The organism is Pseudomonas sp. LB3P93, assembly GCF_054898025.1.
Genome location: NZ_CM142713.1, coordinates 2,441,303 through 2,467,570, shown reverse-complemented (window position 1 = coordinate 2,467,570; position 26,268 = coordinate 2,441,303). Strand labels below are relative to the sequence as shown.

Annotated in this window: 26 protein-coding genes and 1 pseudogene; 9 read left to right on the top strand and 18 right to left on the bottom strand. The window is 59.9% G+C overall.

Annotation, left to right across the window (positions count from 1 at the left end; genetic code table 11):
* The first annotated feature begins 98 nt into the window (after positions 1-98).
* Positions 99-338: a helix-turn-helix domain-containing transcriptional regulator gene (locus ACYZT8_RS11000; RefSeq protein WP_461980991.1), complete on the top strand. Its 240-nt coding sequence runs from the start codon at positions 99-101 to the stop codon at positions 336-338.
* Here ACYZT8_RS11000 and ACYZT8_RS10995 read toward each other — a convergent pair.
* Positions 313-1,119 (bottom strand): class I SAM-dependent methyltransferase, encoded by an 807-nt coding sequence (locus ACYZT8_RS10995; RefSeq protein WP_461980989.1) that lies wholly within the window; start codon positions 1,117-1,119, stop codon positions 313-315. The genes ACYZT8_RS11000 and ACYZT8_RS10995 overlap by 26 nt on opposite strands.
* Before the next feature lie 179 nt (positions 1,120-1,298).
* Here ACYZT8_RS10995 and ACYZT8_RS10990 point away from each other — a divergent pair, with 179 nt between their 5' ends.
* On the top strand, positions 1,299-1,685 hold the full coding sequence (locus tag ACYZT8_RS10990; protein WP_461980987.1) for a hypothetical protein: 387 nt from the start codon (positions 1,299-1,301) through the stop codon (positions 1,683-1,685).
* Positions 1,686-1,688: 3 nt separating this feature from the next.
* Here ACYZT8_RS10990 and ACYZT8_RS10985 read toward each other — a convergent pair whose 3' ends face one another.
* The 5 genes and pseudogenes from ACYZT8_RS10985 to ACYZT8_RS10965 all read right to left on the bottom strand — a co-directional run bounded on the left by ACYZT8_RS10985 (position 1,689) and on the right by ACYZT8_RS10965 (position 7,677).
* Positions 1,689-3,116: a sigma-54-dependent transcriptional regulator gene (locus tag ACYZT8_RS10985; RefSeq protein ID WP_461980985.1), complete on the bottom strand. Its 1,428-nt coding sequence runs from the start codon at positions 3,114-3,116 to the stop codon at positions 1,689-1,691.
* Entirely contained in the window at positions 3,085-4,578 is a 1,494-nt protein-coding gene (locus ACYZT8_RS10980) for a sensor histidine kinase (protein ID WP_461980983.1), read from the bottom strand. The genes ACYZT8_RS10985 and ACYZT8_RS10980 overlap by 32 nt, the downstream gene beginning before the upstream one ends.
* Before the next feature lie 102 nt (positions 4,579-4,680).
* Positions 4,681-5,712, bottom strand: coding sequence for an SCO family protein (locus ACYZT8_RS10975; protein WP_461980981.1), 1,032 nt, complete (start codon positions 5,710-5,712; stop codon positions 4,681-4,683).
* Between the two features lie 17 nt (positions 5,713-5,729).
* Positions 5,730-6,044 (bottom strand): annotated as a pseudogene (locus ACYZT8_RS10970) (copper oxidase); the annotation flags it as partial.
* Positions 6,045-6,228: 184 nt separating this feature from the next.
* Positions 6,229-7,677: an ATP-binding protein gene (locus ACYZT8_RS10965; RefSeq protein WP_461980979.1), complete on the bottom strand. Its 1,449-nt coding sequence runs from the start codon at positions 7,675-7,677 to the stop codon at positions 6,229-6,231.
* 291 nt (positions 7,678-7,968) lie between these two features.
* Here ACYZT8_RS10965 and ACYZT8_RS10960 point away from each other — a divergent pair, with 291 nt between their 5' ends.
* The 7 genes from ACYZT8_RS10960 to ACYZT8_RS10930 all read left to right on the top strand — a co-directional run bounded on the left by ACYZT8_RS10960 (position 7,969) and on the right by ACYZT8_RS10930 (position 16,424).
* Positions 7,969-9,315 carry a hypothetical protein gene (locus ACYZT8_RS10960; protein ID WP_461980977.1) on the top strand — a complete coding sequence of 449 codons (1,347 nt, stop codon included), beginning with the start codon at positions 7,969-7,971 and terminating at the stop codon, positions 9,313-9,315.
* A gap of 35 nt (positions 9,316-9,350) precedes the next feature.
* Positions 9,351-11,597: an Ig-like domain-containing protein gene (locus ACYZT8_RS10955; RefSeq protein WP_461980975.1), complete on the top strand. Its 2,247-nt coding sequence runs from the start codon at positions 9,351-9,353 to the stop codon at positions 11,595-11,597.
* Positions 11,598-11,657: 60 nt separating this feature from the next.
* Positions 11,658-12,119 (top strand): curlin, encoded by a 462-nt coding sequence (locus ACYZT8_RS10950; RefSeq protein WP_461958257.1) that lies wholly within the window; start codon positions 11,658-11,660, stop codon positions 12,117-12,119.
* A 27-nt stretch (positions 12,120-12,146) separates the two neighbouring features.
* The gene (locus tag ACYZT8_RS10945) at positions 12,147-13,595 is read left to right on the top strand and encodes a curlin (RefSeq protein WP_461980973.1); all 1,449 of its coding nucleotides are present in this window, start codon (positions 12,147-12,149) and stop codon (positions 13,593-13,595) included.
* A 323-nt stretch (positions 13,596-13,918) separates the two neighbouring features.
* Positions 13,919-15,256, top strand: a complete 1,338-nt coding sequence (locus ACYZT8_RS10940; protein WP_461980971.1) for a hypothetical protein — start codon at positions 13,919-13,921, stop codon at positions 15,254-15,256.
* Positions 15,256-15,633, top strand: coding sequence for a hypothetical protein (locus tag ACYZT8_RS10935; RefSeq protein ID WP_461980969.1), 378 nt, complete (start codon positions 15,256-15,258; stop codon positions 15,631-15,633). The genes ACYZT8_RS10940 and ACYZT8_RS10935 overlap by 1 nt, the downstream gene beginning before the upstream one ends.
* Positions 15,630-16,424 (top strand): hypothetical protein, encoded by a 795-nt coding sequence (locus tag ACYZT8_RS10930; RefSeq protein ID WP_461980967.1) that lies wholly within the window; start codon positions 15,630-15,632, stop codon positions 16,422-16,424. The genes ACYZT8_RS10935 and ACYZT8_RS10930 overlap by 4 nt, the downstream gene beginning before the upstream one ends.
* 784 nt (positions 16,425-17,208) lie before the next feature.
* Here the strand turns inward: ACYZT8_RS10930 and ACYZT8_RS10925 are convergent.
* The 12 genes from ACYZT8_RS10925 to ACYZT8_RS10870 are packed head-to-tail and all read right to left on the bottom strand — an operon-like array spanning position 17,209 to position 26,206.
* Positions 17,209-18,075, bottom strand: coding sequence for a CsgG/HfaB family protein (locus tag ACYZT8_RS10925; protein ID WP_461980965.1), 867 nt, complete (start codon positions 18,073-18,075; stop codon positions 17,209-17,211).
* Between the two features lie 31 nt (positions 18,076-18,106).
* Positions 18,107-18,526: a curli assembly protein CsgF gene (locus tag ACYZT8_RS10920; RefSeq protein WP_109632931.1), complete on the bottom strand. Its 420-nt coding sequence runs from the start codon at positions 18,524-18,526 to the stop codon at positions 18,107-18,109.
* Positions 18,523-18,918 (bottom strand): curli production assembly/transport protein CsgE, encoded by a 396-nt coding sequence (gene csgE, locus ACYZT8_RS10915; protein ID WP_461980962.1) that lies wholly within the window; start codon positions 18,916-18,918, stop codon positions 18,523-18,525. Before csgE ends, ACYZT8_RS10920 begins: the two co-directional genes overlap by 4 nt.
* On the bottom strand, positions 18,915-19,454 hold the full coding sequence (locus ACYZT8_RS10910; protein ID WP_461980960.1) for a type II secretion system protein: 540 nt from the start codon (positions 19,452-19,454) through the stop codon (positions 18,915-18,917). Before ACYZT8_RS10910 ends, csgE begins: the two co-directional genes overlap by 4 nt.
* Positions 19,429-19,803 (bottom strand): type II secretion system protein, encoded by a 375-nt coding sequence (locus ACYZT8_RS10905; protein WP_461980958.1) that lies wholly within the window; start codon positions 19,801-19,803, stop codon positions 19,429-19,431. The genes ACYZT8_RS10910 and ACYZT8_RS10905 overlap by 26 nt, the downstream gene beginning before the upstream one ends.
* Positions 19,804-19,807: 4 nt before the next feature.
* Complete coding sequence (locus tag ACYZT8_RS10900; protein ID WP_461980956.1) at positions 19,808-20,281, bottom strand: type II secretion system protein; 474 nt, start codon at positions 20,279-20,281, stop codon at positions 19,808-19,810.
* A gap of 2 nt (positions 20,282-20,283) precedes the next feature.
* Positions 20,284-22,119, bottom strand: coding sequence for a secretin N-terminal domain-containing protein (locus tag ACYZT8_RS10895; RefSeq protein ID WP_461980954.1), 1,836 nt, complete (start codon positions 22,117-22,119; stop codon positions 20,284-20,286).
* The gene (locus tag ACYZT8_RS10890) at positions 22,116-22,634 is read right to left on the bottom strand and encodes a hypothetical protein (RefSeq protein ID WP_461980952.1); all 519 of its coding nucleotides are present in this window, start codon (positions 22,632-22,634) and stop codon (positions 22,116-22,118) included. Before ACYZT8_RS10890 ends, ACYZT8_RS10895 begins: the two co-directional genes overlap by 4 nt.
* Positions 22,634-23,182 carry a GspMb/PilO family protein gene (locus ACYZT8_RS10885; protein WP_461958248.1) on the bottom strand — a complete coding sequence of 183 codons (549 nt, stop codon included), beginning with the start codon at positions 23,180-23,182 and terminating at the stop codon, positions 22,634-22,636. The genes ACYZT8_RS10890 and ACYZT8_RS10885 overlap by 1 nt, the downstream gene beginning before the upstream one ends.
* Positions 23,169-23,714 (bottom strand): PilN domain-containing protein, encoded by a 546-nt coding sequence (locus ACYZT8_RS10880; protein WP_461980950.1) that lies wholly within the window; start codon positions 23,712-23,714, stop codon positions 23,169-23,171. Before ACYZT8_RS10880 ends, ACYZT8_RS10885 begins: the two co-directional genes overlap by 14 nt.
* A 1-nt stretch (position 23,715) precedes the next feature.
* Positions 23,716-24,519: a hypothetical protein gene (locus ACYZT8_RS10875; protein ID WP_461980948.1), complete on the bottom strand. Its 804-nt coding sequence runs from the start codon at positions 24,517-24,519 to the stop codon at positions 23,716-23,718.
* On the bottom strand, positions 24,500-26,206 hold the full coding sequence (locus tag ACYZT8_RS10870; protein WP_461980946.1) for a GspE/PulE family protein: 1,707 nt from the start codon (positions 26,204-26,206) through the stop codon (positions 24,500-24,502). The genes ACYZT8_RS10875 and ACYZT8_RS10870 overlap by 20 nt, the downstream gene beginning before the upstream one ends.
* Between the last annotated feature and the right edge of the window lie 62 nt (positions 26,207-26,268).

The window sequence follows — 26,268 nt, the reverse complement described above, 5'->3', positions numbered from 1 at the left end:
ACGCGCCTCTCGGAAAAATCATACCCAAACCAAGAGCCGTCTGACTGCTCAGGCCTGCGTCTGCGGATACATTCAGCCAGGAATGAGGAGCTATATCCGTGAATCAAAAATTAACAGACTTCGATATATCTGCATTACTCGATAACGACGAAGCCATCAGCGAATACCTTTCACAGGTACTGGCCGACGGTGACGAATTAGAGATCCGACGCGCTATCGACTTTGTGATCAAGGTTTATCAGCGCCGGCGGACTGGTACTGAGACCGAGTCAAGGCGTTCCGACGATGGCGTCAGTGGGAGCAACTCAGTTCTCAGCGCTTCACCACCACCAACGTAAAACACAACGGCAACTGCGCCGTCTGCTGTTCATACCGGTCATAGAGTTCCTCGCGGTTGGAATGCGGGTACTCCTTGAAGTGGCTGATCTGCAGCCCCGCTTCGATGGCGGCGGTGAAGATGGCGCCCAGGGTGTGGACGAACCAGTAGGACGACGCGGCCGGCTGGTCGACTTTGCCTTCGTAGACGATTGGCTGATCCTGCACGAACGGCTCGCTGCGAAAGTAGGCGCTGTCCAGGCGATAAGGATCAGCAGCCTCGGGGTCGACCATTTCCAGGAAGGGATGGGTTTCGTACACCACCAACGCACCGCCAGGCTTGAGGGTCTGCGCGACATGGCGCATGAACTCGCCGATGTCCGGCATCCAGTTCAAGACACCGATGGTGATCAGCGCCACGTCGAAGCGCTCATGAAGCTCAGTCGGCAGATGATGAATGTCGGCCTCGATGAATTCGGGGTCATGCGGTGAGCGGGACGCCAGCTCTCGCGCCTGATCGAGAAACGCCTCGGACTGATCCACGCCCACCACGCTACGCGCCCCCAGCGCAAACAGCGAAATACTTTCCCGTCCGTTGTTGCAGCCCAGTTGCACCACGTCCTTTCCATCGACGCCAACCTGCTCCAGCAAACCGCGGAGTGTGTCGTCGATGCAGCAAAAATCACGCTGACTGACCGCCTTCACCAGGGCCTGCCAATCGGGGGTGTCCTTGTGGTGTCGGGCGGAATCGTTCCAGGCATCGCGGTTGCTGGCGATGGCGTTTTCTTTGGTCGGCATTTCCATTGCGCACTCCAGAATTCGGGATTTTATTGACTGGCACGAGTCTAGATCAGGGTGTTGAAAAAACCCATTTGGCGTTTGTTGGAATGTTGTAATCCGGGCACCGCGAACGCGAGCCCGTACGGCAGCTATAGTTAATGGCCTTGGGGAAATGCGGGAAAACCGATTTCGCAGGTGTTGCCATGAAAACAACCGATCTGACGCTACTGTTCGCCCTTAGCCTGACCGCCATCACCGGCGCCCAGGCGGACGACACGCTGACACCTACCACCGACTACAGCAGTGACTTCAACTATTACGGGGCCGACCAGCCCTTCGCCCACCCGGTGCCGCCCTCCCTGAGCACGGTGCCGCCTCGGTCATACATCCCGACGGCCCCTCAGGATTTCATCCCGATTGCCAGCCAGCATGAGTTCTACGACTCAGTTTTGCCGACGGTCGCGGATGCCTCCGTTCGAGTATTCATCCGTTCCTACGATCCGGAACGCGGTGTCTACGTCAACGAAGAAGTTCTCGACCCCCGGTGCGTACTCGAATGCCTCAGCCGTCAGGGGGCAACGTTGCAATAAGGCTCACCACTGGCGTTTGTCCGGGCGTGCGAGGCCGAGCTTCTCGATCCGGTAACGCAGCATGTCGCGGCTCAGACCCAGCAGCCGTGCAGACTTGGTGACGTTCCAGTCGGTCTTGTCGAGCATCTTGCGCACCATGTCGCGCTCGACCTCCGGCAGGTTCATCGACTCGGTGCCGTTGTACACCGGACGCGGCTCGTGGTGCTGTGCTTCCTGCAGGATGATCGGGTCATCCACCAGGCTCAGGCACACGTTCAACTGATGGACCGCAACCGTATCGCTCTGCGCCAGCAGCACGGTTTGCTCGAGCATGTTGCGCAATTCACGCACGTTGCCCGGCCAGCTGTAGCTGAGCAGCAATTCTTCAGCCTGGTCGCTGAAATGCAGGTTCGGTTTGCCATAGCGTTTGCCGTGGATCGCCAGGAAGTGCCGGGCCAGCAGCAAGATGTCTGCGCCACGGGCATACAGGCGCGGAACCTTGATCGAAATAATGCGCAAACGGAAGAACAGGTCGCGACGAAATTTACCCTGTTGCACCATTTGTTCGAGGTTGCAGTTGGTCGCGCTGATCACCCGCAAATCGACCTTGCGCTCCTTCACCGAACCGACCCGGCGGATGGTGCGGTCTTCCAGCAGCTTCAGCAACTTGGCTTGCAGCAGCAGATCCATTTCACCGATTTCGTCGAGAAACAGCGTGCCGCCATCAGCCGCTTCCACCAGGCCAACACGACGGTCCTTGGCGTCGGTAAAGGCGCCCTTCTCGTGGCCGAACAGTTCCGACTCCACCAGATTGGACGGGATCGACGCGCAGTTGAATTCGATGAACGGACCTTTGCTGCGCGGACCGTCGAAGTGCAGCGCCCGGGCCACCAGTTCCTTGCCGGTACCGGTCTCGCCTTCCACCAGCACCGGCGGCAGATCGGTGTTGGCCATACGCCGCTCGGCATCGAGCAACTGGGCGATGGTGTTTTTCAAGTATTGCATCGGAGCCGATTCGCCAATCAACGCCTGTACGCCTGACTTCTGCGCCTCGCGTTCCTGATAAAACGACAGCGTGCGCTCCATTCGATCAGTGGCCAGGGCCTTGTCCAGCAGCAGCTTGAGCTCCGGCAAGGCCACCGGTTTGGTGACGTAATGAAAAGCGCCCTCTTTCATCGCCACCACGGCATCTTCGACGTTGCCGTAGCCGGTCATCATGATCACTTTCAGATCCGGCGCGCTGATGCGCAGCTTCTGGATCAGGTCGTGACCGCTCATGCCCGGCAGCGAGTTATCCGTCAACACCACATCAGGGGTAAACGTACCCAGTTTTTTCAACGCCTCTTCAGCCGAGTGGCAGACCGTCACCTCGAAGTCTTTGCGCTCCAGGTAGGTCTGAATATTCTCGGCCAGGAGTTCATCATCCTCGACCAGCAGTATGCTGTGCTCCATATTCCCCTCCCGTTGCCACTTTAAAATTGAGACAGACGCGGGTTCCTTCCTGCTCCTGGCTGGTCAGTTCGACCGAGCCTTCGAAACGCTCCATTATTCTTTTGACGAGGGCCAGGCCAACGCCCAACCCTCCCTGTTTGGTGGTGAAAAACGGCTTGAAGACCATCTGTTGCTGCTGTTTGGTCATGCCTTTGCCGGTATCACTCAAGGTCATCCGCACCTGTCCGGATCGGGGCTGTTCAATCTCGATACTGAGCATGCCGCCCTTGGGCATGGCCTCCAGGGCGTTGGCAAACAGGCTATTCAGAATTTGCGTGAGCAGCACCTGTTGGCTGACGACCGGTGGACAGGTTTGCGGTGTGAAGCGCACTTCCACGTTCGAGCGTCGGATCAGTGCGTCGAAAGCGCTCAGGGTGTCATCGATGGCCAGCACCAGGTCCACGGTTTCGGAGTCGTCGTTCATGGGCCGCAACGACACCAGCAACTCCCGGACCCAGCGCGACATGCGATCGACCTGGCTGATGATGTCGCCAATGTTCTTTTGCGCGTTCTGGCTGGCTATTTCCTGGGCCAGTTCGGCGCTGGAGCGAATGTTCGCCAGCGGATTGCGCAGGCTGTGGGCGACCGCCGAGGACATTTCACCCAGGGCGACAAAGGTCTCGTTAGTGATCAGTTGTTTCTGCTGGCTCTGCAGCAGCATGGACGCACGCCGCACAATCCAGAACAGCCCGAGGTAGATGACCAGACCGCCAATCAGGGTCGCCAGCCAGATCGCCTTGAAGCCACGTTGAATGCGCTCCACCAGATCCACCGGTTCCTTGTAGATCTCGACCATCGCGATGACTTTGCTCTTGTCGGCATTGAACATCGGGATGTAGTTTTCGATGAACAGGTAATCAGGCTCACGCAGCAGTTTCTGCTCTGGACGCTCGTCGTCGATCTCGTGGTAGCTGGTGGACACCGCTTCCTTCATTTCAAAGGATTCGTCGAGTTCATCATCGTCTTCGATTCGCACACCGATCAGCTCCGGGTTGGTCGACCAGACCACGGTGCGGTCAAGGGCATACACGTTGGCTAACAGAATGTCCGGCAGATGCTCCACATGATCGAGAAACTCGCCGCGCGAAGACGCACGGGCTGTCGGAAGGACGTCGGGATAAGCGTTGTCATCGCGCGGGTCGAGCATTTCACCCATGGTTCTGATCGGGTTGATCGAGGCATGGCGGATTTCCGCATCGCCGATGGCCTGAACGAATTGCGCGGTGAGCATGGAGTCGCGTTCGATGCTTTCGGTGACCACAAAGCGCGTGGAAATGTAGCCGAGCCCCAATGCCACGGCGGCAATGATGAAAAAGCTGCCCAAGGAAAACCAGCGCAGCAGATTGAACTGTCCGCCCCGGCACGGCTTCCCTGCTGCCGGTGTGTCCGGCGCAGTCATTTTTTGTTGTTCCAGCGTCTGCATGAGAGTGTCCTGAAGACTTGCATCAAGCCTTTTCAGCCGCGTCAGCGATCAGTGTAGGTGGCATTGATCGTGGTTGACGGCTTCACTGATAGTATTTCGCCGCTATTGCACCTGCGCCGCTTGCAGCGGTTGTTGACGATCGGTTTCTTCCTGCAAAAATCCCATAATTGACTGCGCCGCGTTCTCGTCCAGACGCAGGTTGGGCATCGGGATTCTGTCGAAACGTTCAAACAGCTCCACCGCGATCGGGTCCTTTTCAGCGAGCATGCGGTCCGGTTCACGAATCCAGCGACTGAGCCAGACCGGGTCACGCCGGCGAGTCACGCCGATCAGGTCCGGGCCGATGCTGCGCAGACCGATGCCCTGCCCGTCCAGCGGCCCCAGGCTGTGGCACGACGCGCAACGGGTGCGAAACAGTTCTTCACCATTGCTCGGCGGGCGAATCTCGGGCGCATCGGCGTAACTTTCTCCAACGCTGGGTTTCTTCCAGTTCTGCAAGGTGTTGGCCAACTGATCGGCGAGGATCCACGGGTTCTCGAACGGCGAGGCTTTCATCCAGCGGCCCGTGGTCTGGTTGCCGACGATCAGGCTCAGGTTGTGGTCTTTGCTGCGTCCGTTGTCGACGCCTTCGATGAACAGCCCGAGTTTTTTGCGCAGATCGGTGACGTCTTCGAATTCGCCGGTCAGAAACTTCCAGCCCGGCCCGACCTTGAAGCGTTGCGCGTAAGCCTTCAGCACCTCGGGCGTGTCGCTGAGTGGGTCGATGCTGATGGAGTAGAAGAAGATGTCCTGGCCGACCCGGTCGCCCAACAGATTTTGCACCTGACGCAGGCGCGCGGTTTCCAGCGGGCAGGAGTCGCTGCACGAAGTAAATATGAAATTGATCACCACCACTTTGTCCTTGATCAAATCATCGAAGAACCGCACCTGCCGACCGTCCTGATCGGTCAGCAAGGTGTTGGGGAAGTAATCGCCGCCCCAGGGTGTCGCCGATTCCGTTGGCGCCAGTACCCCTTCGCGAGCGAGCAGCACCAGACTGGCCAACAGACAAGTGACCAGGACCAGAATCAGGTGCATACCCAAGGCGCGGGAGCGCGGCGTATGCGCGGGTGTGTCGGCTCCCTTGCGTTTCATTTTTTCACCGCCACTTGTGGGCCGAAGGTCAGCCCCGGCTGACGCATAAAGGCGTCGAGTTTTTCCGGGCCGAATTCTTCAAACAGCACCCGCTGCCGAGTGAACGGCTGAGCGCCAAACAACGGGTTTGGCTTGCCATTGGTGGGGTAATTGAAACGGGTCTGCACCGACGGCGGCAGGATGTTTTCCTTGCGCGTCGTGTCTCGGCTGCCTTTGACGCCATCGATGGGGCTAGCATGCAGAGTCGCTGTGCCCAGCGTCATAGTGAGCAGGACGCTCAGAGGCGTTATCAGGCTGAACCATTTGAAGGGGTAACGCGCTTTTCTGTCCATCACCAGCCGCCTCGAAGTCGTGAAGGAGGTAGTGGTGGTTTTGCAAGGACCTCGCCAGATCTGTAACAGATTTGTACAAGAGCAATAACACTAACAAAACAATGGCTTATCAACACCAATGCGCCATGACCGGAGAAACGACTGGGTCCTGGCACCCGCTAACGGGGAAGGTTCATACCCATTATCAGGGAAACCGTTTGAACGACAGACGGACAGAGGTGCCCTCACCTTCACGACTGCCCAGAGTCACCGCGCCACCAAAACGCTCCATGATCCGCTTCACCAGCACCAGCCCGACCCCCAGCCCGCCTTGCTTGGTGGTGAAGAATGGCCGGAACGCCATGCTGCGCTGTTCTTCGTTCATGCCCTTGCCGGTGTCGCTCACGACCACGCTGATTCCCCGGGTATCGGTCGGCTCCAGGGTGATGGTCAGGGTGCCGCCCTGGTCCATTGCTTCCACGGCATTGGCCAGCAAACTGTTGAGGATCTGCGTGAGTTGCACCTGCTGGCTCAACACCATCGGCGTCTCCTGCGGCTCGAACACCACCTGCACCCCGGCCTTGGCAATCTGATGTTCGAAGGCCATGAGGCTGTCATGTAACGCCGCCACCAGGTTCACCGGCTCGGCTTCATCGTTGAGCGGGCGTAACGACTGCAGCAATTCCCTGACCCACTTCGACATGCGATCCACCTGACCGATGATGTCGTTGATGTTCTTGTGGGCCGGGCCACTGTCGAACTCCAGAGCCAGCTCGGCGCTGGAGCGGATGGTGGCCAACGGATTGCGCAGGCTATGGGCAACCGCCGATGACATCTCCCCGAGCGCGACAAAGGTTTCGTTGGTGATCAATTGTTTTTGCTGGGTCGCCAGCAGAATCGCCGCCCGTCGCACGATCCAGTACAGCCCCAGATAAATCAGTCCACCGCCCAAGGCCGTGGCCAGCCAGATCAGCACCAGGCCGCGCTCCATGCGGTCGATCAGGTCCTTGGGCTCCTTGTAGATCTCGACCATCGCCGTGACGGTATCGCCATCGGCATCGAACAGCGGAATGTAGTTCTCGATGAAGATGTAGTCCGGCGGCGTGATGAATTTCTGCTCCATGCGCCCCTTGTCCACGTTGTGATAACTGGCCGACACCGGCGTCTTGGAAGAAAAGGCCTGGTCGAGGTCTTCGTCGGAATGGATCGTGGTGCCCATCAGTGCCGGGTTGGTGGACCAGATCACCATGCGGTCAGGGGCATAAATGTTGGCCAGGATCACGTCGGGCAAGTGCTCGATATGGTCGAGAAATTCGCCACGGGCACTGGCACGGGCCAGTGGATCAACGTCGGGAAAGTCTTTGTCTTTGCGCGGGTCCAGCAGCTCGCCCATGGTCCGCACGTTGGGGATCGAGACATGACGCACCTCGGCCGAGGCAATCGCTTGAACGAACTGGGACGTGAGCAACGCATCGCGCTGCACGCTTTCGGTAATCACGAAGCGCGTGGACACCGCGCCCAGCGCCACGGCCACGGTGCCGATCACCGCCATGCTGATGAGCGAGAACCAGCGCAGCAGATTGAACGGCTGTTTGCGCGAGCTCAGGCTGATATCGCCCTCTTCTTTCTGGAGGGTTGTAGTCTGAACATTCATGGACGTTGTTCCCGGAAACTCCCTATAGGGTTATAGCCCACTGTCTGGCGTTTGCCCGACTTCGGGTTTTGCCCCCCCCACCAATTCCCCGCACACCCCACAGCCCCCACCTACCCCCAATGCTGGGGACAATCGCCCGCTCGCGCCCTCGGCGCCGCGAAACCGTTTGCGCGCTACACGCCCTCGCTGCGGGCCTCTGCCAGCCGTTTTCAAAGATTGGTATGGAAGTTGCCGAAGCCTCCTCGACTGACCCATCCCTACGGGGCAGGTACTTCGATAGAGGGAATACTCATGCACCCTTTACTGTCCAAAACGGCGGCCGCCCTGGTCGTCAGCGCTTTAGCCCAAGGTGTTGCCCAGGCAGCGCTGTTTGCCGTAGACCCCGGCCCCTATGTGCCAGACAACGGCTCGTTCGCCGCCTGGTATCAGGACAGCCATGGTCGAACCCTCGACTTGTGCCTGTCCAAGGCAGTCAGCTCCAGGGTTGCCGGTGCACCCGGTGCGCCGGCCTACATGTGCCTGTTGAATCCGACCCCCGGGGTTTTCGACGACGCGCAGCCCATCGTTTTCCCGACCAACTTTCCCGATGAGTCGTTCTGGTTCACCGGTGACGGCTCAATCGTTGATGCCGCACGGGGCATCGACCTGTCCTATGTCAGCGCCGTGGAAGCCGCCTTCGCCGCTGAAGAACCGGTAGAAGGCGACCAGGTCAGTTTCGGCCGCATCCGCATTCGGGTGGACGTGCCCACCGCCGGTGTCTACACCATCACCCACCCCTACGGCGTCGACATCTTTGACGTTCCCGCCGGTGGGACTCGCGCCATCAACATGACCCGCGACATCGGCATCGGCACGCCGAAAACCTACGACGGCGCCCTCAAGAGTGACATCGGCCCGTTCCTGCGCAGCGTCAACGGCCCCTACACCGAAACCAACCCGGTCACCGGTTCGGCCGAACGGTTCGTTGGCGATCCGAATCTGGAAGAAGCCTTCACCGGCAGCCCTTTCAATACCAACTTCATCCGCATCGAGGGGCCTAACGGTCTGGACTTGCGCACGACGGTCATGGCCATTTCCGGCAAGTTGTCGACTGTGGCCCGGCCAACTCCGATGATCACCGAGCGCAGCACTTACTCGCGCAAGGCCGGTGAAAGCGCACCCGTGGCGCAGCAGGATGTGTTCGTCATGGCGCCACCGCCACCGGCCACCGTGACCCTGGACAGCAACAGCCCGGTGCTGAACCTGACCGAGGCTGATACCTCCGGCCGCTGGTACGCCCAGTCCGCAACCAACCCGACGTTGCCAAGCAATCTCGTGGTGACCGCCGACAACCACCTGGCCATTCCCACCAGCACACCGACCACGCTGTCGATGCCACTGACGGACCTGGTGGTGATCCAGACCGCCCAGTACAGCTTGAGCACTGCGCAAATCACGGTAGTGGCTTCGACCAGCGATGAAACCTCGCCGCCGGTACTCACCGCCACCACCGGCACCGGTGTCGCCATCGGCGCCCTGAGTGGCGATGGCGCAGTGAAATCCCTGGCGACCGGCATCTCGCCGATTCCACCGGCCAAGGTTCGAGTGACGTCATCCAATGGCGGCAGCGATATCGAAGAAGTGGTCATCGTGCAATGAACGCACACATGCCCAGATCCTCATCAGGAGGCATCATGAACAAATTGCCACGCCTGGCGCTCAACGCCCTGGGACTGACTCTATCGCTGTCCGGGAGTGCTTTCGCGCAGCTCGCTGCCGTCGACCCCGGCCCCTACACCTTTGCCACCGGGAAATTCCCGATGTGGTACCAGGACAACAATCTGCTGTCGCTGGAACTGTGCCAGTCGCGGGCGACCAGCTCGCGGTCGCCTGGCGCACCTGGCGCGCCCTCCTACATGTGCATCCTGAATCCGGAACCCGGGGTTTTCGACGACACCCAGCCAATGGTGTTTCCGGATAACTGGCCACCGGAAGCGTTCTGGTACCTCGCCGAGACCACCATCGCCGATGTCGGAGGCTATGGCGTGGACGCCTACGTGGCCGCGATCGAAGCGGCATTCACGTCCGAAAACCCTGTCGACGGCGATCAGGCAAGCTTCGCGCGGATTCGTCTGCGGGTGAACGTGCCTGTCGCCGGGACCTACACCATCACCCACCCGTACGGCGTGGAAACGGTCAACGTCACCACGCCGGGCCGTCGGGCGATCAACATCACCCGCGACATCGGCATCGGCGTACCGGGTGATTTCAGCGGCGCTCTCAATGGTCAAATCGGGCCATTCCTGAGCAGCGTCAACGGTCCGTACACCGAAGTGAACCCGGACACCGGTTCCACCGAGACTTATGTCGGCGATCCGAACCTCACCGAAGCGGTCACCGGCAGCCCGTTCAATAACAACTTCCTGCGTGTGCAGGGTCCTGCCGGGACCATCCAGACCAACCTCTTTACCGTGTCGGGCAAAGTCCTCGACAACCGTGCGCAAACCCCGGTTGAAATTGGCCGCGCCACTTACCGCCGCACCTCTTCAGGCCCGGGCACCAGCAGTACCCGGGTCGAAGTGTTTGGCAAATCGGCCAACGGTTCGAGCCTGTGCTTCCGCGAAACCGTGGCCCTTGTGCCCGGACCACCGCAGACCCCCTGCCTGACCAACATGCTCGGCGACAACACCGGCCTGTTCTTCGGCCAGCGCCTGACGGGAGCCACCGTGCCTGCAGTGGTGGTGGTCACCGCCACCAACCCGGGCGGCACCACCCGGCCTACGGCGGTGTCGAGCAAGCTCACCGACCTGGTGAAAATCCAGACCGCTCGCTACAACTGGAGCAATCACAGTCTGCTGATCGAGGCCACCTCCACGGATGAAGTGGCGGTGCCGGACATGGTTGCGCAGGGTTACGGACGTCTGTCGAAAACCGGCACCCTGCAACGGCTGACCATTGCAGACCTGACTCAGCCACCGGCGTCCGTCACGGTCAAATCCGCCGCTGGCGGCAGTGATACCGAGCTTGTCGTAGTCGTCGGGGCTGCACCGGATACCGGCGAGAACCAGGCGCCGCTCTCCGTCGCCGACACCGGAAGCACCAGCTTCGGCGTGCCGCTGACCCTCAACCTGCTGGCCAACGACAGTGACCCTGACGGCAACACGCCGCTGAGCATCACCGCGCTGACCCCACCGGCTGACGGGCAAGGCACCGTGGCATTGAGCGGCACGGCAGCGGTGATCTACACCCCGCCTGCCGTGGTCAATGCACCGCTGACAGCGACCTTCACCTACAAGGCTCAAGACGTCAAAGGCCTGGCCTCGACCGCTCCGGCGACCGTGACCATCACCGTGGCGCCTAACCAGTCTCCGGTGGCCGTCGCCGACAGCATCGCGACCCTGGGCGTGGCGATTCCGATCAACGTGCTGGCCAACGACACCGATCCGGAAGGCAACGTGCCGCTCACCGTCGCCAGCGTGACCCCACCGCCAGCAGGTCGCGGCACCGCCACCACTGACGGCACCGTCATCACCTACACCCCACCGGCCACGGTCACCACGGCCTTCACCACCACCTTCACCTACATCGCCCGGGACAGCTTCGGCGCCCTGTCGACACCGGCGACGGTCACGGTGCAAGTCTCGCCACGGCCTGCTGCGGAAACCTTCGCAGTAACCGGAGCTACGGTGTCGGCCCGCTCCAATAACCGCTTCACCTGGGACTTTGCGGGCACCTCATCGGTGATCACCGGCAACACCATCACCGTTCAGGTCACCACCCCGACCGGGCTGGTAACCCTGGGCACCACCACCGTGCCGGTGACCGGTCGCTGGAGGTTGACGGTGAACAACAGCACCACGGTGATCCCGTCCGCTAATCCGACGGCCACCATCCGCTCCTCCCAAGGCACCGTGCGTACCGTGACGGTCACCGCCAACTGAGCCCTCGCCCCGCCCGCCGATTCGGTGGGTGGGGCCGGCCTCTTCCCACAGGACAACGCCATGAAAACGCCGACCGCCGCCCTGCTGTGCCTGCTTCTGCTTTGCAGCAGTGCAGGCGTGCGCGCCGACGATTTGATGGAGAACGACGACCTGGCACCCTCCGCCGATCTCGGCGAGTTGCCTCCACCGGTTGGCCAGCACGCGCTGATCGACCAGAACGGCCAGGCCAACGTGGCGCTGCTGCAACAGAACGGCCAATCGTTGCTCGGCACCATCGTCCAGTCGGGCAGTAATCAGGAAGCCTACATCCTGCAACAAGGCAGCGACCTCATGGCAATGATCACCCAGCAAGGTTCTGGCAACGCCGCCTCAATCACCCAAAACGGCAGTCACAACCGCGCGCAGATTTCCCAGAACGGTAATAACAACGACGCCAGCATCGACCAGGCCGGTACGGGGCTTTCGAGCGCCGTGACCCAGTCGGGAAACGGCATGAGCGTTTCGGTTAAACAATATCGCTAAAGCACTGCACCCCTTGGAGGTTTCATCATGTTCAAACTGACGCCCCTCACCGCCGCCATACTGGTCATTGTCAGTGCCCAGGCGATGGCCGACGACAGCGTTTCCACCCAGGACCAGTTCGGTACCGCCAACATTGCCGATGTGAAACAGACCGCGGCCCCGTTCAGTACCGCCACCCAACAGCAACTCGGCCAGGGTAACGATGCCGCGGCGTTGCAAGACAACGCCACCGGCACCATCACCCAGGATCAGGTCGGCGACTTCAACGCCGCTTACGGTGAGCAACTGTTCGAAAACGGCGGCTTCATCTCCCAGCAACAGGTCGGCAGCGGCAACACCAGCCATGCCAGCCAGTCGATCGGCATGGGCGAAAACCAGGCGCTGCAACAACAGTCGGGCAGCGGCAACTTCTCGTTCATCTATCAGGACAGCCAGGAAGCCACCACAGGCCAGACCCTTCAGTTTGGTGACGGCAACGAGGCCAACATCGAGCAGATTCAACTGGGCATCGCCAACAACGCGACGATCATCCAGTACGGCACCGCCAACTACGGCACCGCCGAACAGATCGCGCACATGGGCGGCGAGATTGGCATCAACCAGGCCGGCGAAGGCAACTATGCCTATGGCGACCAGCGCGATGGCAACGGCGGCGTCATCACCATCAACCAGTTCGGTGATTTCAACGGCAGTGAGGTCTGGCAAGGCGCACAAACCGCGAGCGAGGCCACCGTCAACCAGTACGGACAAACCAACGAAACCGTGGTCGACCAGAGCTTCGGCCAAAACAACTATGCCCAAGTCTTGCAAGTCGGTGACGTCAACGCCATCTACGCTGACCAGTTCGACTCCGTCGGCTCGGTGCTCGCGCTGTACCAGCAAGGCACCGGCAACGTGCACTTCACCTACCAGAGCGGCGACAGCCACGTGCTGACCGCGACCTCCGTGGGTACCGAAAACAAGGTCTACGCCAGCAACTGGAAAGGCCCGCAACTGGGCGGCCAATTCGGCAGCAACCAGGTTGCAACCGTCACCCAGGCCGGTAACGGCAACATCGCCAGCTTCAAACAGGATGGCGTTGGCCACATCATGACCACCAACCAGACCGGCAGCGGCAACAAAACCACCATCAGCCAGGCCGACTCCTACAACGAGCTGTACTTCGACCAGAACGGCAGCGACAACATCCTGATCGCCGATCAGCGCGGCACCACCAACCTGGCCCAGGGCACCACCAACGGCACAGGCAACACCACCGAGTTCGACCAGTCGGGCACGGGCAACCAGGCGTTCACCACGCAGCTGTATGGCAGCGACAACATGATCACCGTCAAACAGGCTGACACCATGAACGTGGCGTACGTGACCCAGGGCGGTACCGGGAACATTGCCAGTGTTGACCAGAGTGGCATGACCCAGATGGCGAATGTTCAGCAGTTGGGTGCTGACAACCGGGCGACTGTGTTGCAGCAGTAATCGCGAGGCATAAAAAACCGCGGCCTTTGGGGGAGGGCCGCGGTTTTTTTGTGCGTGATGGAGAGGTGGCGGCTTTGAAGCCGCCATCGTCGGAACGCCGCCTGGAGCCGGCCCACAGTTGTTGTTAACGACGAGGATCCCTGTGGGAGCGTGGCTTGCCCGCGATTGTCCCCTCAATCCAGCCCATCACCCGCTGACTAACCACCCTCCCCCAAACGCCGCCAGGATTTCGGACTTGCCCTACAAGTTTTACCGAATCCTCCGGCATTCACCCTTGAGCCCCATCGCCAAAGTGCCCCATTTCCAAGGATCGGGCACAACGCGTGACAAAACTCATCCCCCAACACCAACTCGTTGGCGAGCGCGGCCAGGTACTCGACAGCCATCAAGCTGCCGACGCCCTTCGCCAGGCCCTGAACTACCCGTACGACTTACAAGGGTTCGACGACCTGCTCAATGCCGTGGGCGCCAACAGTTCCAACTACACGCAAGCCGCCCACCAGCAAAAACTGCTCAACGCCGTGAGCAGCGGTGATTGGGCAATGGTCACGCCTCGCGTCAATCCGGAAAACGGGGGCGGCTCATGGAATGGATTCAAGACCCAACCCGAACCACCCCCGGCGCAACATCGGGTCGAAGATCACGCCTTCACCCAGCCCAAACCGGCGGAGTCGGGTTTTCACATTGTTGAAAAGCCCATGAGCCTTGAGTCGCTGGAACGCTCGCTGTATGAGAGCTCGCCAAGCGATGCGCTACGTCGCGAATTCCGTTCGCTCAATCGCCATCTGGGTGAACACGTGAAGCCGGGGCAAATGGTGATCTTCAGCGATTCACGACATTACATGTGCCGGCGTGAAGAGGCGCAGATGATGATTGCTGCGCAGAAGGTTAACGAGGCGCTCAAAGAGCTGAGTGATGAAGAGGCTTCGTTCATGGTTGAGCATCATGAGGTGATTGAGCCGTTTTTGGGAGTGGGTTCGGGTGGATTGGGCGTAGCGTCGTTCATGGTTGGCCAGCACCTGGAAACGCTGAAAAGGACCCTCGAAGAACTTGAGCGTTTACATTCGGAACAATATCGCGAATACGGTCACCTTAAATCTCCCGATTTTTTTGCAAAGCGTAAGCGACTCATGACGAAACTGAATGCTGGTTTGGGACCTTTGGTTCGCAAAGGCACAGGGATCCCGGATCATCCGAAGCTTAAACGTGCTTTGGGGCTTTCTACGCGTCGCATAGTTCACCATTGGGACAAAGCAGGCGCGCCTAGTCAGTTGCCCGGCTATGCCACCCATATTGATGGCGTGGCGCGAGCCTCCAAATACATAAAAACAGGTGGTTATGTAGCGATAGGTTTTGGCGCTGGTTCAGCGGCGATGAAAATTCACGAAACGTGCCGAGTCGGGCGCGAAGAAGAATGCCAAAAGGTCAAGTTTGTACAGGGCGGGAAACTCTTGGGGAATGTCACCGGAGGCGTTGTTGCAGGGGCCATTGGAGCAACAGTCGCTGAGGGCACTTGTTTAGCCATTGGCGCAGGGACTTATGGATTGGGCGGGATGGCTTGCCTACTAGTGGTAAGCGGAATGCTAGCGGCGCAAATGGGAGACACTGGAGGCCAAGCCGGGGAATACATCGGTACGAAGTTACATGAGGTAATTGAGTAATGAGTATTGACCAGATTATTGGTTTGTCCGGCATTCCGCTCTTTGCGCTATTTTTTATGAACAGCGCGTTTATGGCTTATGTAGTGACCTATAAATTCAACGAGATACAAAATCATTTTACAAATTCCCGCCTGGTCAATTCTCACCTAAGCGATGCCAGTACACCGATCATTTTACGGACCGGAAGTTTGGTGTTGATATGGTCGCTGTTGATGTTCAAATTCTTCCGAAAAATGGACCCGGAGTCAATCGAGGAAGTTAGGCTTTTCCCTAGGCATTTGCGGCCTTGGGTCATTGTTCCTGGTCATATCAATGCGTTTTGCCTCATCTGGGGGGCCGGCATTTTGATATGGATTAATGTTAAGGATCACCTGTGATTACTCCCACCTTGAACCCCATCCCCCTCACTTTATGGATGGTGGTTTTTCTAATGATACTCATCAGTCAGGCCATCACTTTATTTGCAGCCTACTTCAAGTTGGATCAGATTGAAGATCACTTCATTGCCTCTCACTTAGTGAGTATCACTCGAAACACGGCGGGGAACGGCCCGCTTGGACGGATGAACAGAATCAGGCTCATTAGTTCGTTAACGGGCAGTTTCAATCTGTACCAGATGCTGGATCCGTATGCATTTATGGAAGCTGAAATTCTGCCGACGAGCCTAAAAAAATGGGCGACAATCCCAAACAATATCATGCGGGTTGCGCTAATAGGTGTTGGGTTACTGGTGCTTTGGTGCGGTTTTGTTTCTTTATTAATTGAAATTTCCAGTCCAGCAAGCAACCTAAAATTGCTCTGTTTTTCTATTTTGCTGGGCTGCTTATCCATCATGTTTATGTTCCTGTTCTTTTGGGTGTACATCAGTTTTTCGAAGCTCGGAGAACTTGAATCTCATCTCAATGAGTCGTACTTCGTAGGTCGCAACCGCCGCGTCATGGGCAATGGATTTTATGGACGCTATTGCCGTCTGTCTCACATCTCCACCATGTTCTTCTTGGACGATGCGTCTCTGTGCAGCAGCGACCCACATGCTATGGATGAAATCAAAAGGTTCCCCTTACGTCTAAGGCGCCTGGTCACGATCCCCTATCAATTTTTTTGCTATTCATTCCTTGGCTTTTGTGTGTTTTGGCTTTGCGGAAAACTCTTCGGACTACTGGGCTAGGGCGCTTACATAAAGCCTCGATAGGGACGGCGGTAAGAACGGCCCCCTAATGGCCATTCCTGCGGGAATGAATATGTACACCTGAAAGAGATTAGCCGGCTGTGAGGCCGCCATTGCAGGCAAGCCAGCTCCCACAATGACCGGCGTATACCTTCCGCCTCTCACCACTCAACAGGCCGAGCGTTAGCTCGCCTGCAGCTCTTGATCTTGATCTGGCTTTTGATCTGCCCGCCCCTTCGGTAGGCCGAGTGGAGGCGTTCATCTGGGGGGTGGGCGCGCAGCGCCGTGCGGCGAAGCCGCACACATCGAGAGGAGGTTGAAGCGAAGCCAACCGGAGGCGATGCCCCCAGATGAATGCCGGAGCGAGGGAACGCCGAGCCCAGGCGAGGGGCCGGACGCTGGGGCGAAGCCTTTTGGTTCCTTTTTGGCGTTTGAAAAAGGGACTCGCCGTAAGGGCGAAACCATAAGTGGCCGTTACCGCAGGAATGGATATGTACACCTGAAAGCGATTGGTCGGCTACTAGGCCGCCATCGCGAGCAGGCTCGCTCCCACAGTTGGATGGGGTAGATCTGGGGGAGATTAGTCGGCTGTCAGGCCGCTATCGCAGGCAAGCCAGCTCCCACAGTTAGATGGGGTACATCTGGGAGAGGCTTGTTGGCTTTCAGGCCGCCATCGCAGGCAAGCCAGCTCCCACAGTTGGACGGTATACATCAGGGTGAACCTGGTCGGCTTTAAGGCCGCCAAGGTCAAGATCTAGATCGACGGCCCGAAGGCCGCCTCGGCTCACTCTTCCTCCCCCTCAGGCACAACCTTGTTCTGAGTCAGGTAACGATCCAGCGTCGCATTGTTATCAGGCGAAGAATTATCCCCCGCCACCTGCCACAAACGCCGCTCAATCCCCTGGGCCAACAGGTGCCCGACAGCCGACTCGATCGCCGACAACACACACAACTGCGCCGGCTCGTTAGTGGTGTAACCCACCTCAGCCTCAAGCAACTTCTTGAACTCGATAAACTTGAACACCCCGGCACTGCGGCCTACCGAGTAAATCGTCTTGCTGGTCATCACATTCGCCAGCACCTGCCCACTGCGCACATCCACTGCGCGAAGGTTCACCGACACCTGGTCCACCCGATACTCCCGGGAAATATCAATCCCCAGATATCGCGCCCCTTCCCCGCCACTGCGCACGTTGGTGTCATAGGCAATGATCCCGCCTTCCAGCATCAGATTCGCCGCCTGCAACGGTGGCAGCTCGCCCTGAATGTTCACCGGCGTATTGGCCTTCTTCTGCGAGGCGCGGATGATCTTGCGCTCGGTCAGCAGGTTCTGCAGCCCTTCACGTTCCAGCACCACAAACCAGCCACTGGCCTGCAACGCATCCATCAACATGCTTGCCGCGCCCTGGGTCACGCTGGTCGAAAACGAACTGGCCGGGGTCGGTTTGTACTGCCCGGTCTGGTCCCGGAAGCCGTACACCACCGCCATCAACCGGCCCTTGGGTCGTGGCATGTTGATCAAGTCGTAATAGGTCGACGCCCGAGGGGTCAGGGTCGGTGACTCGGTGTCCTGCTCGGCCCCCACATTCTCGCGCAAACTGCACCCTTGCAATGCCGCCAACATCAGCCCCAGCGCTATTATTTTTTTCATATCCATTTCTCCCCATCGACCCGAATCCCCTTCAAGGGGCGAGGCCATTCACCTGGATTTCCGAAATTTCACCGGTCGCTCGGTCGGTCACTTCAATGGTCAGTGCACCGGAGTCGTCGACGACGTTGACGATAAAGGCGTCGGTGGACAGGCTCCCGGTATTGCCCGTGGAGATGTTGTCCAGCAACTGCCCCAGCAGCCGCGATTGCAACTGGCTGGTGAAGCGTTCGAGAGCCGAAGTCCCGGCCACCGAGGTGCGGTTTTTCAGGTCAGGATCGTCGTAGTCGTTTTGCGCCTGGGCGTTGTTCAGCAACCAGGTGCCGTTCAACGGGTTGCCGCCGAACGAGGGGTTGATGGGCGTGTAAACCAGCTCCGTGGCGTGCACCAGGCTGCAACTTCCCAACCCGATCAACCAGAGCCCGAGGTTCCGTGAGACTGTTTTCGTTTTCATAATTCGTCCCTCTCAAGGTCCGTAGTGTCTTGCAACAAGGCTTCCAGCTTGCGCTGGACAATCTGTCCGCGAACCCAGTCGGCGGCGTCATAGGCCTCGTCCTTGAGTTCCACGGTGTTCGGTGGCAAAAAGCGCCGATAAACCAGTCGTTGCTGATATTCCACGGTCACCAGGCTGCCCCAGCGTGCCGAAGGTCGTTCGCGTACCACCAGGTTGAAATCCATCGGGCTGGTGGCGCGCAGGCGTTCACTGAACGAGTAGTAAAAGTCGTGGCCGATGTGCGAGATCGTGTCATCGACGATAAAACCCTTCATTTCGTCCTCCTCGGCGGCACTGGCGAACGTCGCCACACCTACGAGGATCAGGGCCGACAGCCATTGGCGGCGGTTCATGGCGTCACCGCCTGAGACCCTGCGGAGTGGCTGTTCGCCGGGCCCGAGGCGCCATCGAGGAAAGCTTTCTCGGCCACGAACTGCCAGTCCTTGTAGCTCGCCATGCCGGTGAAGTCCGACCACTGGCTGGGAAAGTCCGACTGTTTCAGCGGCAGGTCCGTGGAAGGACTGTTGAGGCCGGTGATGCGCCCGTCGAACCCGCGCATCAAAGTCCATTCACCACCGCCGATCGGGTCTGGGTACAGCTGGCGAATATGATGTTTGGCCGTCGGAAAACGCTCGTCCTGCAACAAGTCTTCAAGCTCTTTCGGGTACTGCGCCAGGCCTGGCGAACTACGGTAATAACTGCGCAAGGCCTGGGCGTATTGAGTGCCGACCCACAGCAACTGACGTTCGCGATCACGACGCGAGGCGGTCGACCACAACTCGCCGGCACTGGCCAGGCCCATGCCCATCACCATGATCAGAAACAGCACGCCCAGGTAAGTGAACCCGGCCTCGTCGGCGGGCTTACCACTCGGAATAAAGGCTGCCATCACGCGCCCTCCCTGTGGATCCGCTTTTGATATCGGCAACTCCGCCCGGTACGCCGTCCGGCGGCGCGACCAGCACCCAGAGGTCCTTGCGTTCAGCAATCGGGTCCATCGGCGGGCTGCGCAGGTAACGCTGCTCCACCAGTTGCTCCAGGGAATCGGGATAGCGTCCGGTGTCGCCGTAGTAGTGATCCAGGGCTTCGCGCATGGCCGACAGGCTCTGGCGCAGCGTGGTTTCTTTCGAGGCTTCGAGGCTGTTGAAATAGCGTGGCAAGGCGATGGTCATCAGGGTCGCGATGATTGCCATGACCACCATCAGTTCCAGTAGGGTGAACCCCTTTTCCCGACGCATGTTCTCACCACTCCCGGTAGGCAATGCCGTTGAGACCCTTGCCGCGGGCGTGGGAGTAAACGTCGAAGACGTCTTCGCCATCCCGCGGGTTTTGAGCCGTACTGTCGTAAGAGCGCAAGCCCCAGCCACCGTCGTCGTCACGCTTGACCGGCGTCAGCGGGTCATGCGGCAAACGGCGTAAAAAGTAGAACTTGGCCCCCTTGGCGCTGCGCACATCACGCACGCCTTCCACCAGCACTTGCAGGCTCGGTGGATAGCCGCTGCTGTTCAGCGACTTCTCGATGTAACCGGCGTCAAAGGCGCGTTTGTAAGCGTCGATGGCGTCGCGGATCTGGTACAGCGCCGTGCGCAATTCCTGCTCTTTGCCCCGGCGCACCACGGTCTCGGTCAGCGGCGCGGCCATGCCGGCCAGCAGGCCGATCAGGGCCAGCGTCACCACGACTTCAATCAAGGTAAAACCACGTTGCGAGGCGTTCATGATCAAGGCTTCTCGACGACAGCGGTGGTGGAATTGGAAGCAACCGGCCGGTCGATGTGTTCGTTCTGAATCGGCGCTGGCATCCGGCGGTCAGGCGCCTGGATGTGCATGCTGGTTTCGGTGCCGGTAGGGAATTCCATGTCCGACGGGCTCTGGTACGGCAGGTTGCGTACGATCCGCGGGGTGATGGAGAGCACCAGTTCCGACTTGCCGACGGTGTCCTTGTTGCTGCCGAACAACCGGCCAAGACCGGGGATGTCGCCAAGGCCCGGAATCTTGTTGCCCGTGGCGCCATGGTCATCGCGCATCAGGCCGGCCAGCACCTGGGTTTCGCCGTCATGCAAACGCAAGGTGGTCTGTGCGTTACGGGTGTCGACCTGAACCGGAATCGTGCCCTGACGGGTCGGTTCCAGTGGTGTGGCGTTACTGACTTCCAGGGCGATCTTGATCGCCACTTCGTTGTTCAGGTGCACGGTTGGCTGCACTTCGAGCTTCAGACCGACGTCCAGGTAGGTGACGCTTTCAGTGATGACCGGGCCCTGGGTCGACGGCACCGAAGTGGCGCTGATGATCGGCACCCGCTGGCCGATGTGGATACGCGCCTGTTCACGGTTACTGACGCGGATCACCGGGCTGGCCAGGGTGTTGATGTCGTTGTCCTGGGCGTTGATCTTGGCCTGCGGCGACGGCGAAATGGTGATCCGGCTGGAGTTGATGCCTTTGAGTTGATCGAGCAGGGTCACCGCCGAACCGTCGCTGTTGACAACACCGAAGGTGTTCGGCCATTGCAGGCCAAGGTCGAGAATCCGCTGCGTGGCGACTTCCATTACCTCCACTTCCAGCACCACTTCCGGGTTGGACTGGTCTTGGGATTGCAGCAGTTTCTCGGCCATGCGCACGGCGTCTTCGCTGTCGCGCATGGTCAAGGTGTTGAGGCGTTCATCGACGAACACGTCACGGGTCTTGAGCATGGTCTTGATCATGTTCAGCGCGGTGTTGGCATCGATGCTGGTCAGGTAAAAGGTGCGCATCACCAGCTCTTGGTAATCCTTGAGCTTCTGCGGTGAGTCGGGGTAGATCAGCAAGGTGTTTTCGTTCACCACTTTCTGATGCAGCTGGTTCTGTTGCAGCAGCAATTCCACGGCATCTTCGATGCGCACGTCACGCACGAAGATGGTGGCTTTCATGTCCGGGCGCAGGTCCTTGTCGAAGATGAAGTTCAAACCGGCGACCTGGGACAGCACTTCGAAAATGGTTTTCAGGTTGGCGTCGCGAAATTCCAGGGTCACCGGCCGGTCGAGACGGGTGCGCAGTTGCGGATAAGGAATCACGTTGCGGCTTTGCACCAGACGGATATTGCTTTGCAGCTCCAGGGCGCCTTCATTCTTGGGGTCCAGTTCGAGGATCTGTTTGACCTGGCGATCGGCGCCGTAAATGTCGCCGCGACGCAGGTCGCCCCGGGCCAGTTCGAGTTTGTCATCGAGACTGCGCATGTGTTCGAGTTGGCGCAGGGAGTCCTGGGCCCGACGGTTGTTCGGTTCGAGGGTCAGCACCCGGCTATACGCCATGCGAGCCGACGCGAAATCACGCTGGGCGCGATCCATATCGCCCTGGGTCAACAACGCCGTGACTGCACGAGCACGGCCGCTGGTCAGGGCCAGGTGCAGTTCGGTGTTGCGAGGGTTTTCCTTGAGCCCCTCCTCGATACGGGCGAGGCCGGCTTCATACTGCCCCGACGCCATCAGGTCGGTCCCCTCCTCTTTGGCAACCTGCGCCGAGCTGCACGCGGCCAGCGCTGCGCATACACAAAGGTTCAACAGCAAACGGGAACTGTTCATTGCGTGCTCCCCACAGACAAGGTCTGGGACAAATGCAGAGGCAGGTAGACAAAGCTGAGTTCCACGTCGGAAATCCCCTCGATCCGCCAGATGTCGTCGATCACATCCCCTTTGCGTACGACGTATATTTTTTCGCCGTTCTGCAAAAACACTTGCAGGTCGGAACGGTCATGGAGCTTGCCAACGAACTGGAAAGGCATCGGCGGTACGCTGGGGGCTTGCACCACCGGGGTCGGGTTGACGGGTTGTTCGGTGACGCTGGCCAGCGTCGGTGCAGCCTTCCAGCTGCGGGCGGCGAACAGATCGCCGGACGGGCTCAGGTCTTTGATTGCCGCTGGTTTGCCATTGGCTGCCACGGCCGGCAGCGTGCCGCGGGTTTTGCTTTTGGCGGGCGTTGTCGCGGTTGCGACCGAGGCATCGCTTTCGTCCGACGGCATGAAGTAATCAGGCCCCCAGGTCAGCGCCGCGGCCACGCCGAAGAACGCCACCCAGCCCACTACGCGTTTGGTATTCATCATGACCTCGACAGGTAAAGGGTCATGCGGATCCGCCCGGTCAGGTCGGTGTCGGCGATCTTTTTACGCTGGAACTCCACGTCCTCCACCACCACGGCCGGCAACTGGCCGAGCAAGGCGTGCAGGAAGCGCCGCAGTTGCGGGTAGCTGCCGCGCACCGGCAGCAGAATCTGATAACGGGCCAGATGGGTCTTGGGGTCGATGCCCAGTGAGTATTCGCCCCGTGCCAGGGTGATGTGTTCCTGGGCCGCCAGCGCGTAGATCTTGTCGATCGCCACGGTGGCTTGCGGCTGCGACGGCAACTTGCTGCGGAAGTCGTCGAGCTGACGTTGCGGCACCACCGGGGCGGCGACACTGCCGTCTTCAACCTTGGCCAGGTACTCGCCGGCTTCGCGGGTCTGCTGGCTGAGGGTTTGCAATGAATTCCAGTCCGGCATCAGGCCACCCAAGGCCCAGGCCAGCGCCAGCAGCAACATCGCCAGCCCCGCCAGGCCGGGCACGCCCAGGCCTTGAAGGTATTCGTGGACGATCAATCTAGAGATTTGCATCGCCGATCTCCCAGCTAGCCGACAGGTTGAATTGCACCGGTTGTTCCGGTGATTTCACGACGATTTCGTGGCTGAGCAGCGACACATCGGAGAGCTCGTCGCTGGCTTCGAGGCGGCGGTGAAAATCGAGCATCGCTTCCAGGTCCCGAGCCTCGGCGCTGATGCGCACCTGGCCCTTGCGGGCATCCGGAGTCAGGGTCAGTAAGGCGACGTTGTCGCGGGGCATGGCTTCGAGCATGGCGAACAGGCGTTCCCAAGGCCGGCGAAGTTGCTGCGAGACCTTGCGCATTTCCGCCAGGTTCTGGGCTTGTTCGCGGGTTTCGGCCGGGCTCAGGGTGACTTTGCTGCCGGTGTCGCCCGTGAGTTCGCGCTGGGCGTGCTGCAAATGGCCTTGTTGTTGCGAGGCTTGTTCGGCGACGTGCTGCTGGGCGACAAAACAGGTCACGACCAGCACCACGCCACCCGCCAGCAGGCTCCAGCCCAATGGACCCGAGCGGCGGCGTGGCTGGAAGTCGAGCGTCAGGGGGCGCATGTCAGGCCACCGCCCGGGACATCACGTACAAACAATCGTGTACGGATGTCCGGTCCTCTTCGAGGGTGCGCAAATGCACACCGGGTACGTCGGGCTGCACGTCAATGCGCGCGGGTGCGTGCAGATAAACGTTCAGCGGCCGTTCGCTGGTGGAGGCCTGCAACTGGCCTTCACGGCCGATCAGCGCGGTCAGTGCGGCATCGCTGTCGCTGCTGCCCACCGAGCGCACCGAGGTCCAGCGCCCTTCCCTGGCTAGCAGCAAGACACTGCGCACCGGCTCGGCAACCACGAACAGGAAGTCGCCGGCGTCGAGGCTTTTATCGAAGTGATTGAACGCTGCCATCAGGTAAGGCTGCACCGACTGCAGGCGCAGGCCGCGACCGCTGGCCAGGCTGCGCAGACGCGCCAACAAGTCTTGCGGCAGCGCCGTGGCAATCCGGTCGTAACCCGCAGGTTCCGCCGACAGCACCATGCTCCAGGGTTGAGTCGGTACGCCGTAGAGGTCTTCGAAACACAGTTGGGCAAACCCGAGCAGCTCGTCGGGGCTGCTGATTTGTTCGCTCCAGGGCACCAGGCAGAAGCGGCTGAAGTGACCGGATACCACCACGCTCAATTCCGCACCGGCATGGGCGTGTTCGCCCAGCAAGCGGTCGAGGGTTTCGAGGGCGACGGCCCAGGCATGGAAGCCTTCGTCGATAAAGCCGACGCTGCCCAGCCACAGGGTGTCGCCACCCTTGCGCTGGCCCAGGCCGACACCACTGGCGCCGAGCACGGCGACATAACGATCACGAGACAAAAGTGACACGATTGATCTCCTCGAGCGTGGTCCGCCCTTCCTGCACCAGTTCCAGAGCGGACTCGCGCAACAGGCGCAAGCCACGTTTGCAAGCGTGTGCCTTGATCTTCGAAACGGGTTGGCGCTCGACGATCATTTGCCGCAGTTCGTCATCCAGGTGCAGCAGCTCGGCAATCGCGGTCCGCCCGCGATAACCGGTGCCCCGGCAATGGCCGCAGCCTTTGCCATGGACGAAGTGGTAATGATCGACCTTCTGCGGGTCGAGCCCGGAGAGGCGCAATTCTTCATCGGTCGGGTTGCTCGGCGCGCTGCAACTGGCGCACACCAGGCGAATCAGTCGCTGAGCCAGCACCGCATTGAGGGCCGAGACGAGGCTGTAAGGGTCGATTTCCATCTGGGTAAAGCGGCCGATCACGTCGAACACGTTGTTGGCGTGAATGGTGGTGAACACCAGGTGCCCGGTCAGGGCCGATTGCACGGCAATCTGCGCGGTATCGGGGTCGCGGATTTCACCGACCATGATCTTGTCCGGGTCATGGCGCAGAATCGAGCGCAGGCCACGGGCAAAGGTCAGGCCTTTCTTTTCATTGACCGGGATTTGCAGGACCCCCGGCAGTTGGTATTCCACCGGGTCTTCAATGGTGATGATCTTGTCCACGCCGTGGTTGATCTCGGTGATCATCGCGTAGAGGGTGGTGGTCTTGCCGCTGCCGGTCGGGCCGGTCACCAGCACCATGCCGTACGGTTCGGCGGCCAGCCGGCGCAGCGCGCGCAGGGTTTCGTCTTCAAAGCCCAGGGCCTGCAATTGCACGCCGCTGACCTTGTCCGCCAGGTCCTGTTTGTCGAGGACCCGCAGCACCGCGTCTTCACCAAAAATGCTCGGCATGATCGACACCCGGAAGTCGATCTGGCGGCCGCTGATGCCGATTTTGAAGCGACCGTCCTGGGGCACGCGTTTTTCGCCGATGTCCAGTTCGGCCATGACTTTGACCCGGGAGATCACCTGCTCGGCGAACTCGCTGCCCTGGATTTTGCTGATGTTGTTCAGCACGCCGTCGATCCGGTACTTGATCACCAGGCCGCTGCCCGTGGTGCCCAGATGGATGTCGCTGGCGTGCATTTTCAGCGCGTCGTAGAGGGTCGAGTTGACCAGTTTGACCACCACGCTGGCGTCTTCGCTGATGCTGGTCAGGGACAGGCTTTGCAGGGTATCGATTTCGACATTGGCGTCAGCCTGGGCGTTGAGCGATTCCACCGCGTGGAAACTCTCTTCGTGGCGCGCCAGGTAGGCTTTCAGGTCGTCGGCATGCACCAGGTACAGCGGCGCGCCGTGCAGGCAATCATCGATCCAGGCCAGGCGCGACGTATCGAACGGGTCGGCAAAAACGCCAATGACCGCATCGTCGTGACGCAGCAGGATGAATTCGCGTTTGAGGCATTGGGCCAGGGTGACCCGGTCGAACACCGGGGTGGCTTGAAACAGGGTGTCGGTGTCGAGCACCGGATAATGCAAGGTAGCGCCAAGGCACTGGATGAAGGGCATGGGGGCCAGTTCGCACAACACCCCGAGGGCTTCCAGAACCCGCTCGCCGGAGCTGGTTGCCCGAGCCCGGGCCTGGACCAGCTGTTCACTGGAAAATCGCGACGGTACACATTCCAACAACGCCGGTTCGACGGCAAGGGGTAGACGGTCCATGGCATGCTCTCCAACGCCGGGGGCTTTGAGCCCTGTCGACGCGGCGAGCAATTACGGCATGT

Coding starts and splice junctions, on each gene's coding strand:
- ACYZT8_RS10965 (WP_461980979.1), bottom strand. CDS start 7,677: ATGAATGTTCAGACTACAACCCTCCAGAAAGAAGAGGGCGATATCAGC.
- ACYZT8_RS10925 (WP_461980965.1), bottom strand. CDS start 18,075: ATGAAAAAAATAATAGCGCTGGGGCTGATGTTGGCGGCATTGCAAGGG.
- ACYZT8_RS10945 (WP_461980973.1), top strand. CDS start 12,147: ATGTTCAAACTGACGCCCCTCACCGCCGCCATACTGGTCATTGTCAGT.
- ACYZT8_RS10955 (WP_461980975.1), top strand. CDS start 9,351: ATGAACAAATTGCCACGCCTGGCGCTCAACGCCCTGGGACTGACTCTA.
- ACYZT8_RS10960 (WP_461980977.1), top strand. CDS start 7,969: ATGCACCCTTTACTGTCCAAAACGGCGGCCGCCCTGGTCGTCAGCGCT.
- ACYZT8_RS10985 (WP_461980985.1), bottom strand. CDS start 3,116: ATGGAGCACAGCATACTGCTGGTCGAGGATGATGAACTCCTGGCCGAG.
- ACYZT8_RS10935 (WP_461980969.1), top strand. CDS start 15,256: ATGAGTATTGACCAGATTATTGGTTTGTCCGGCATTCCGCTCTTTGCG.
- csgE (WP_461980962.1), bottom strand. CDS start 18,918: ATGAACCGCCGCCAATGGCTGTCGGCCCTGATCCTCGTAGGTGTGGCG.
- ACYZT8_RS10880 (WP_461980950.1), bottom strand. CDS start 23,714: ATGCGCCCCCTGACGCTCGACTTCCAGCCACGCCGCCGCTCGGGTCCA.
- ACYZT8_RS10870 (WP_461980946.1), bottom strand. CDS start 26,206: ATGGACCGTCTACCCCTTGCCGTCGAACCGGCGTTGTTGGAATGTGTA.
- ACYZT8_RS10890 (WP_461980952.1), bottom strand. CDS start 22,634: ATGAATACCAAACGCGTAGTGGGCTGGGTGGCGTTCTTCGGCGTGGCC.
- ACYZT8_RS10975 (WP_461980981.1), bottom strand. CDS start 5,712: ATGAAACGCAAGGGAGCCGACACACCCGCGCATACGCCGCGCTCCCGC.
- ACYZT8_RS10995 (WP_461980989.1), bottom strand. CDS start 1,119: ATGGAAATGCCGACCAAAGAAAACGCCATCGCCAGCAACCGCGATGCC.
- ACYZT8_RS10885 (WP_461958248.1), bottom strand. CDS start 23,182: ATGCAAATCTCTAGATTGATCGTCCACGAATACCTTCAAGGCCTGGGC.
- ACYZT8_RS10905 (WP_461980958.1), bottom strand. CDS start 19,803: ATGCGTCGGGAAAAGGGGTTCACCCTACTGGAACTGATGGTGGTCATG.
- ACYZT8_RS10980 (WP_461980983.1), bottom strand. CDS start 4,578: ATGCAGACGCTGGAACAACAAAAAATGACTGCGCCGGACACACCGGCA.
- ACYZT8_RS10895 (WP_461980954.1), bottom strand. CDS start 22,119: ATGAACAGTTCCCGTTTGCTGTTGAACCTTTGTGTATGCGCAGCGCTG.
- ACYZT8_RS10950 (WP_461958257.1), top strand. CDS start 11,658: ATGAAAACGCCGACCGCCGCCCTGCTGTGCCTGCTTCTGCTTTGCAGC.
- ACYZT8_RS10910 (WP_461980960.1), bottom strand. CDS start 19,454: ATGGCAGCCTTTATTCCGAGTGGTAAGCCCGCCGACGAGGCCGGGTTC.
- ACYZT8_RS10920 (WP_109632931.1), bottom strand. CDS start 18,526: ATGAAAACGAAAACAGTCTCACGGAACCTCGGGCTCTGGTTGATCGGG.
- ACYZT8_RS10990 (WP_461980987.1), top strand. CDS start 1,299: ATGAAAACAACCGATCTGACGCTACTGTTCGCCCTTAGCCTGACCGCC.
- ACYZT8_RS10900 (WP_461980956.1), bottom strand. CDS start 20,281: ATGAACGCCTCGCAACGTGGTTTTACCTTGATTGAAGTCGTGGTGACG.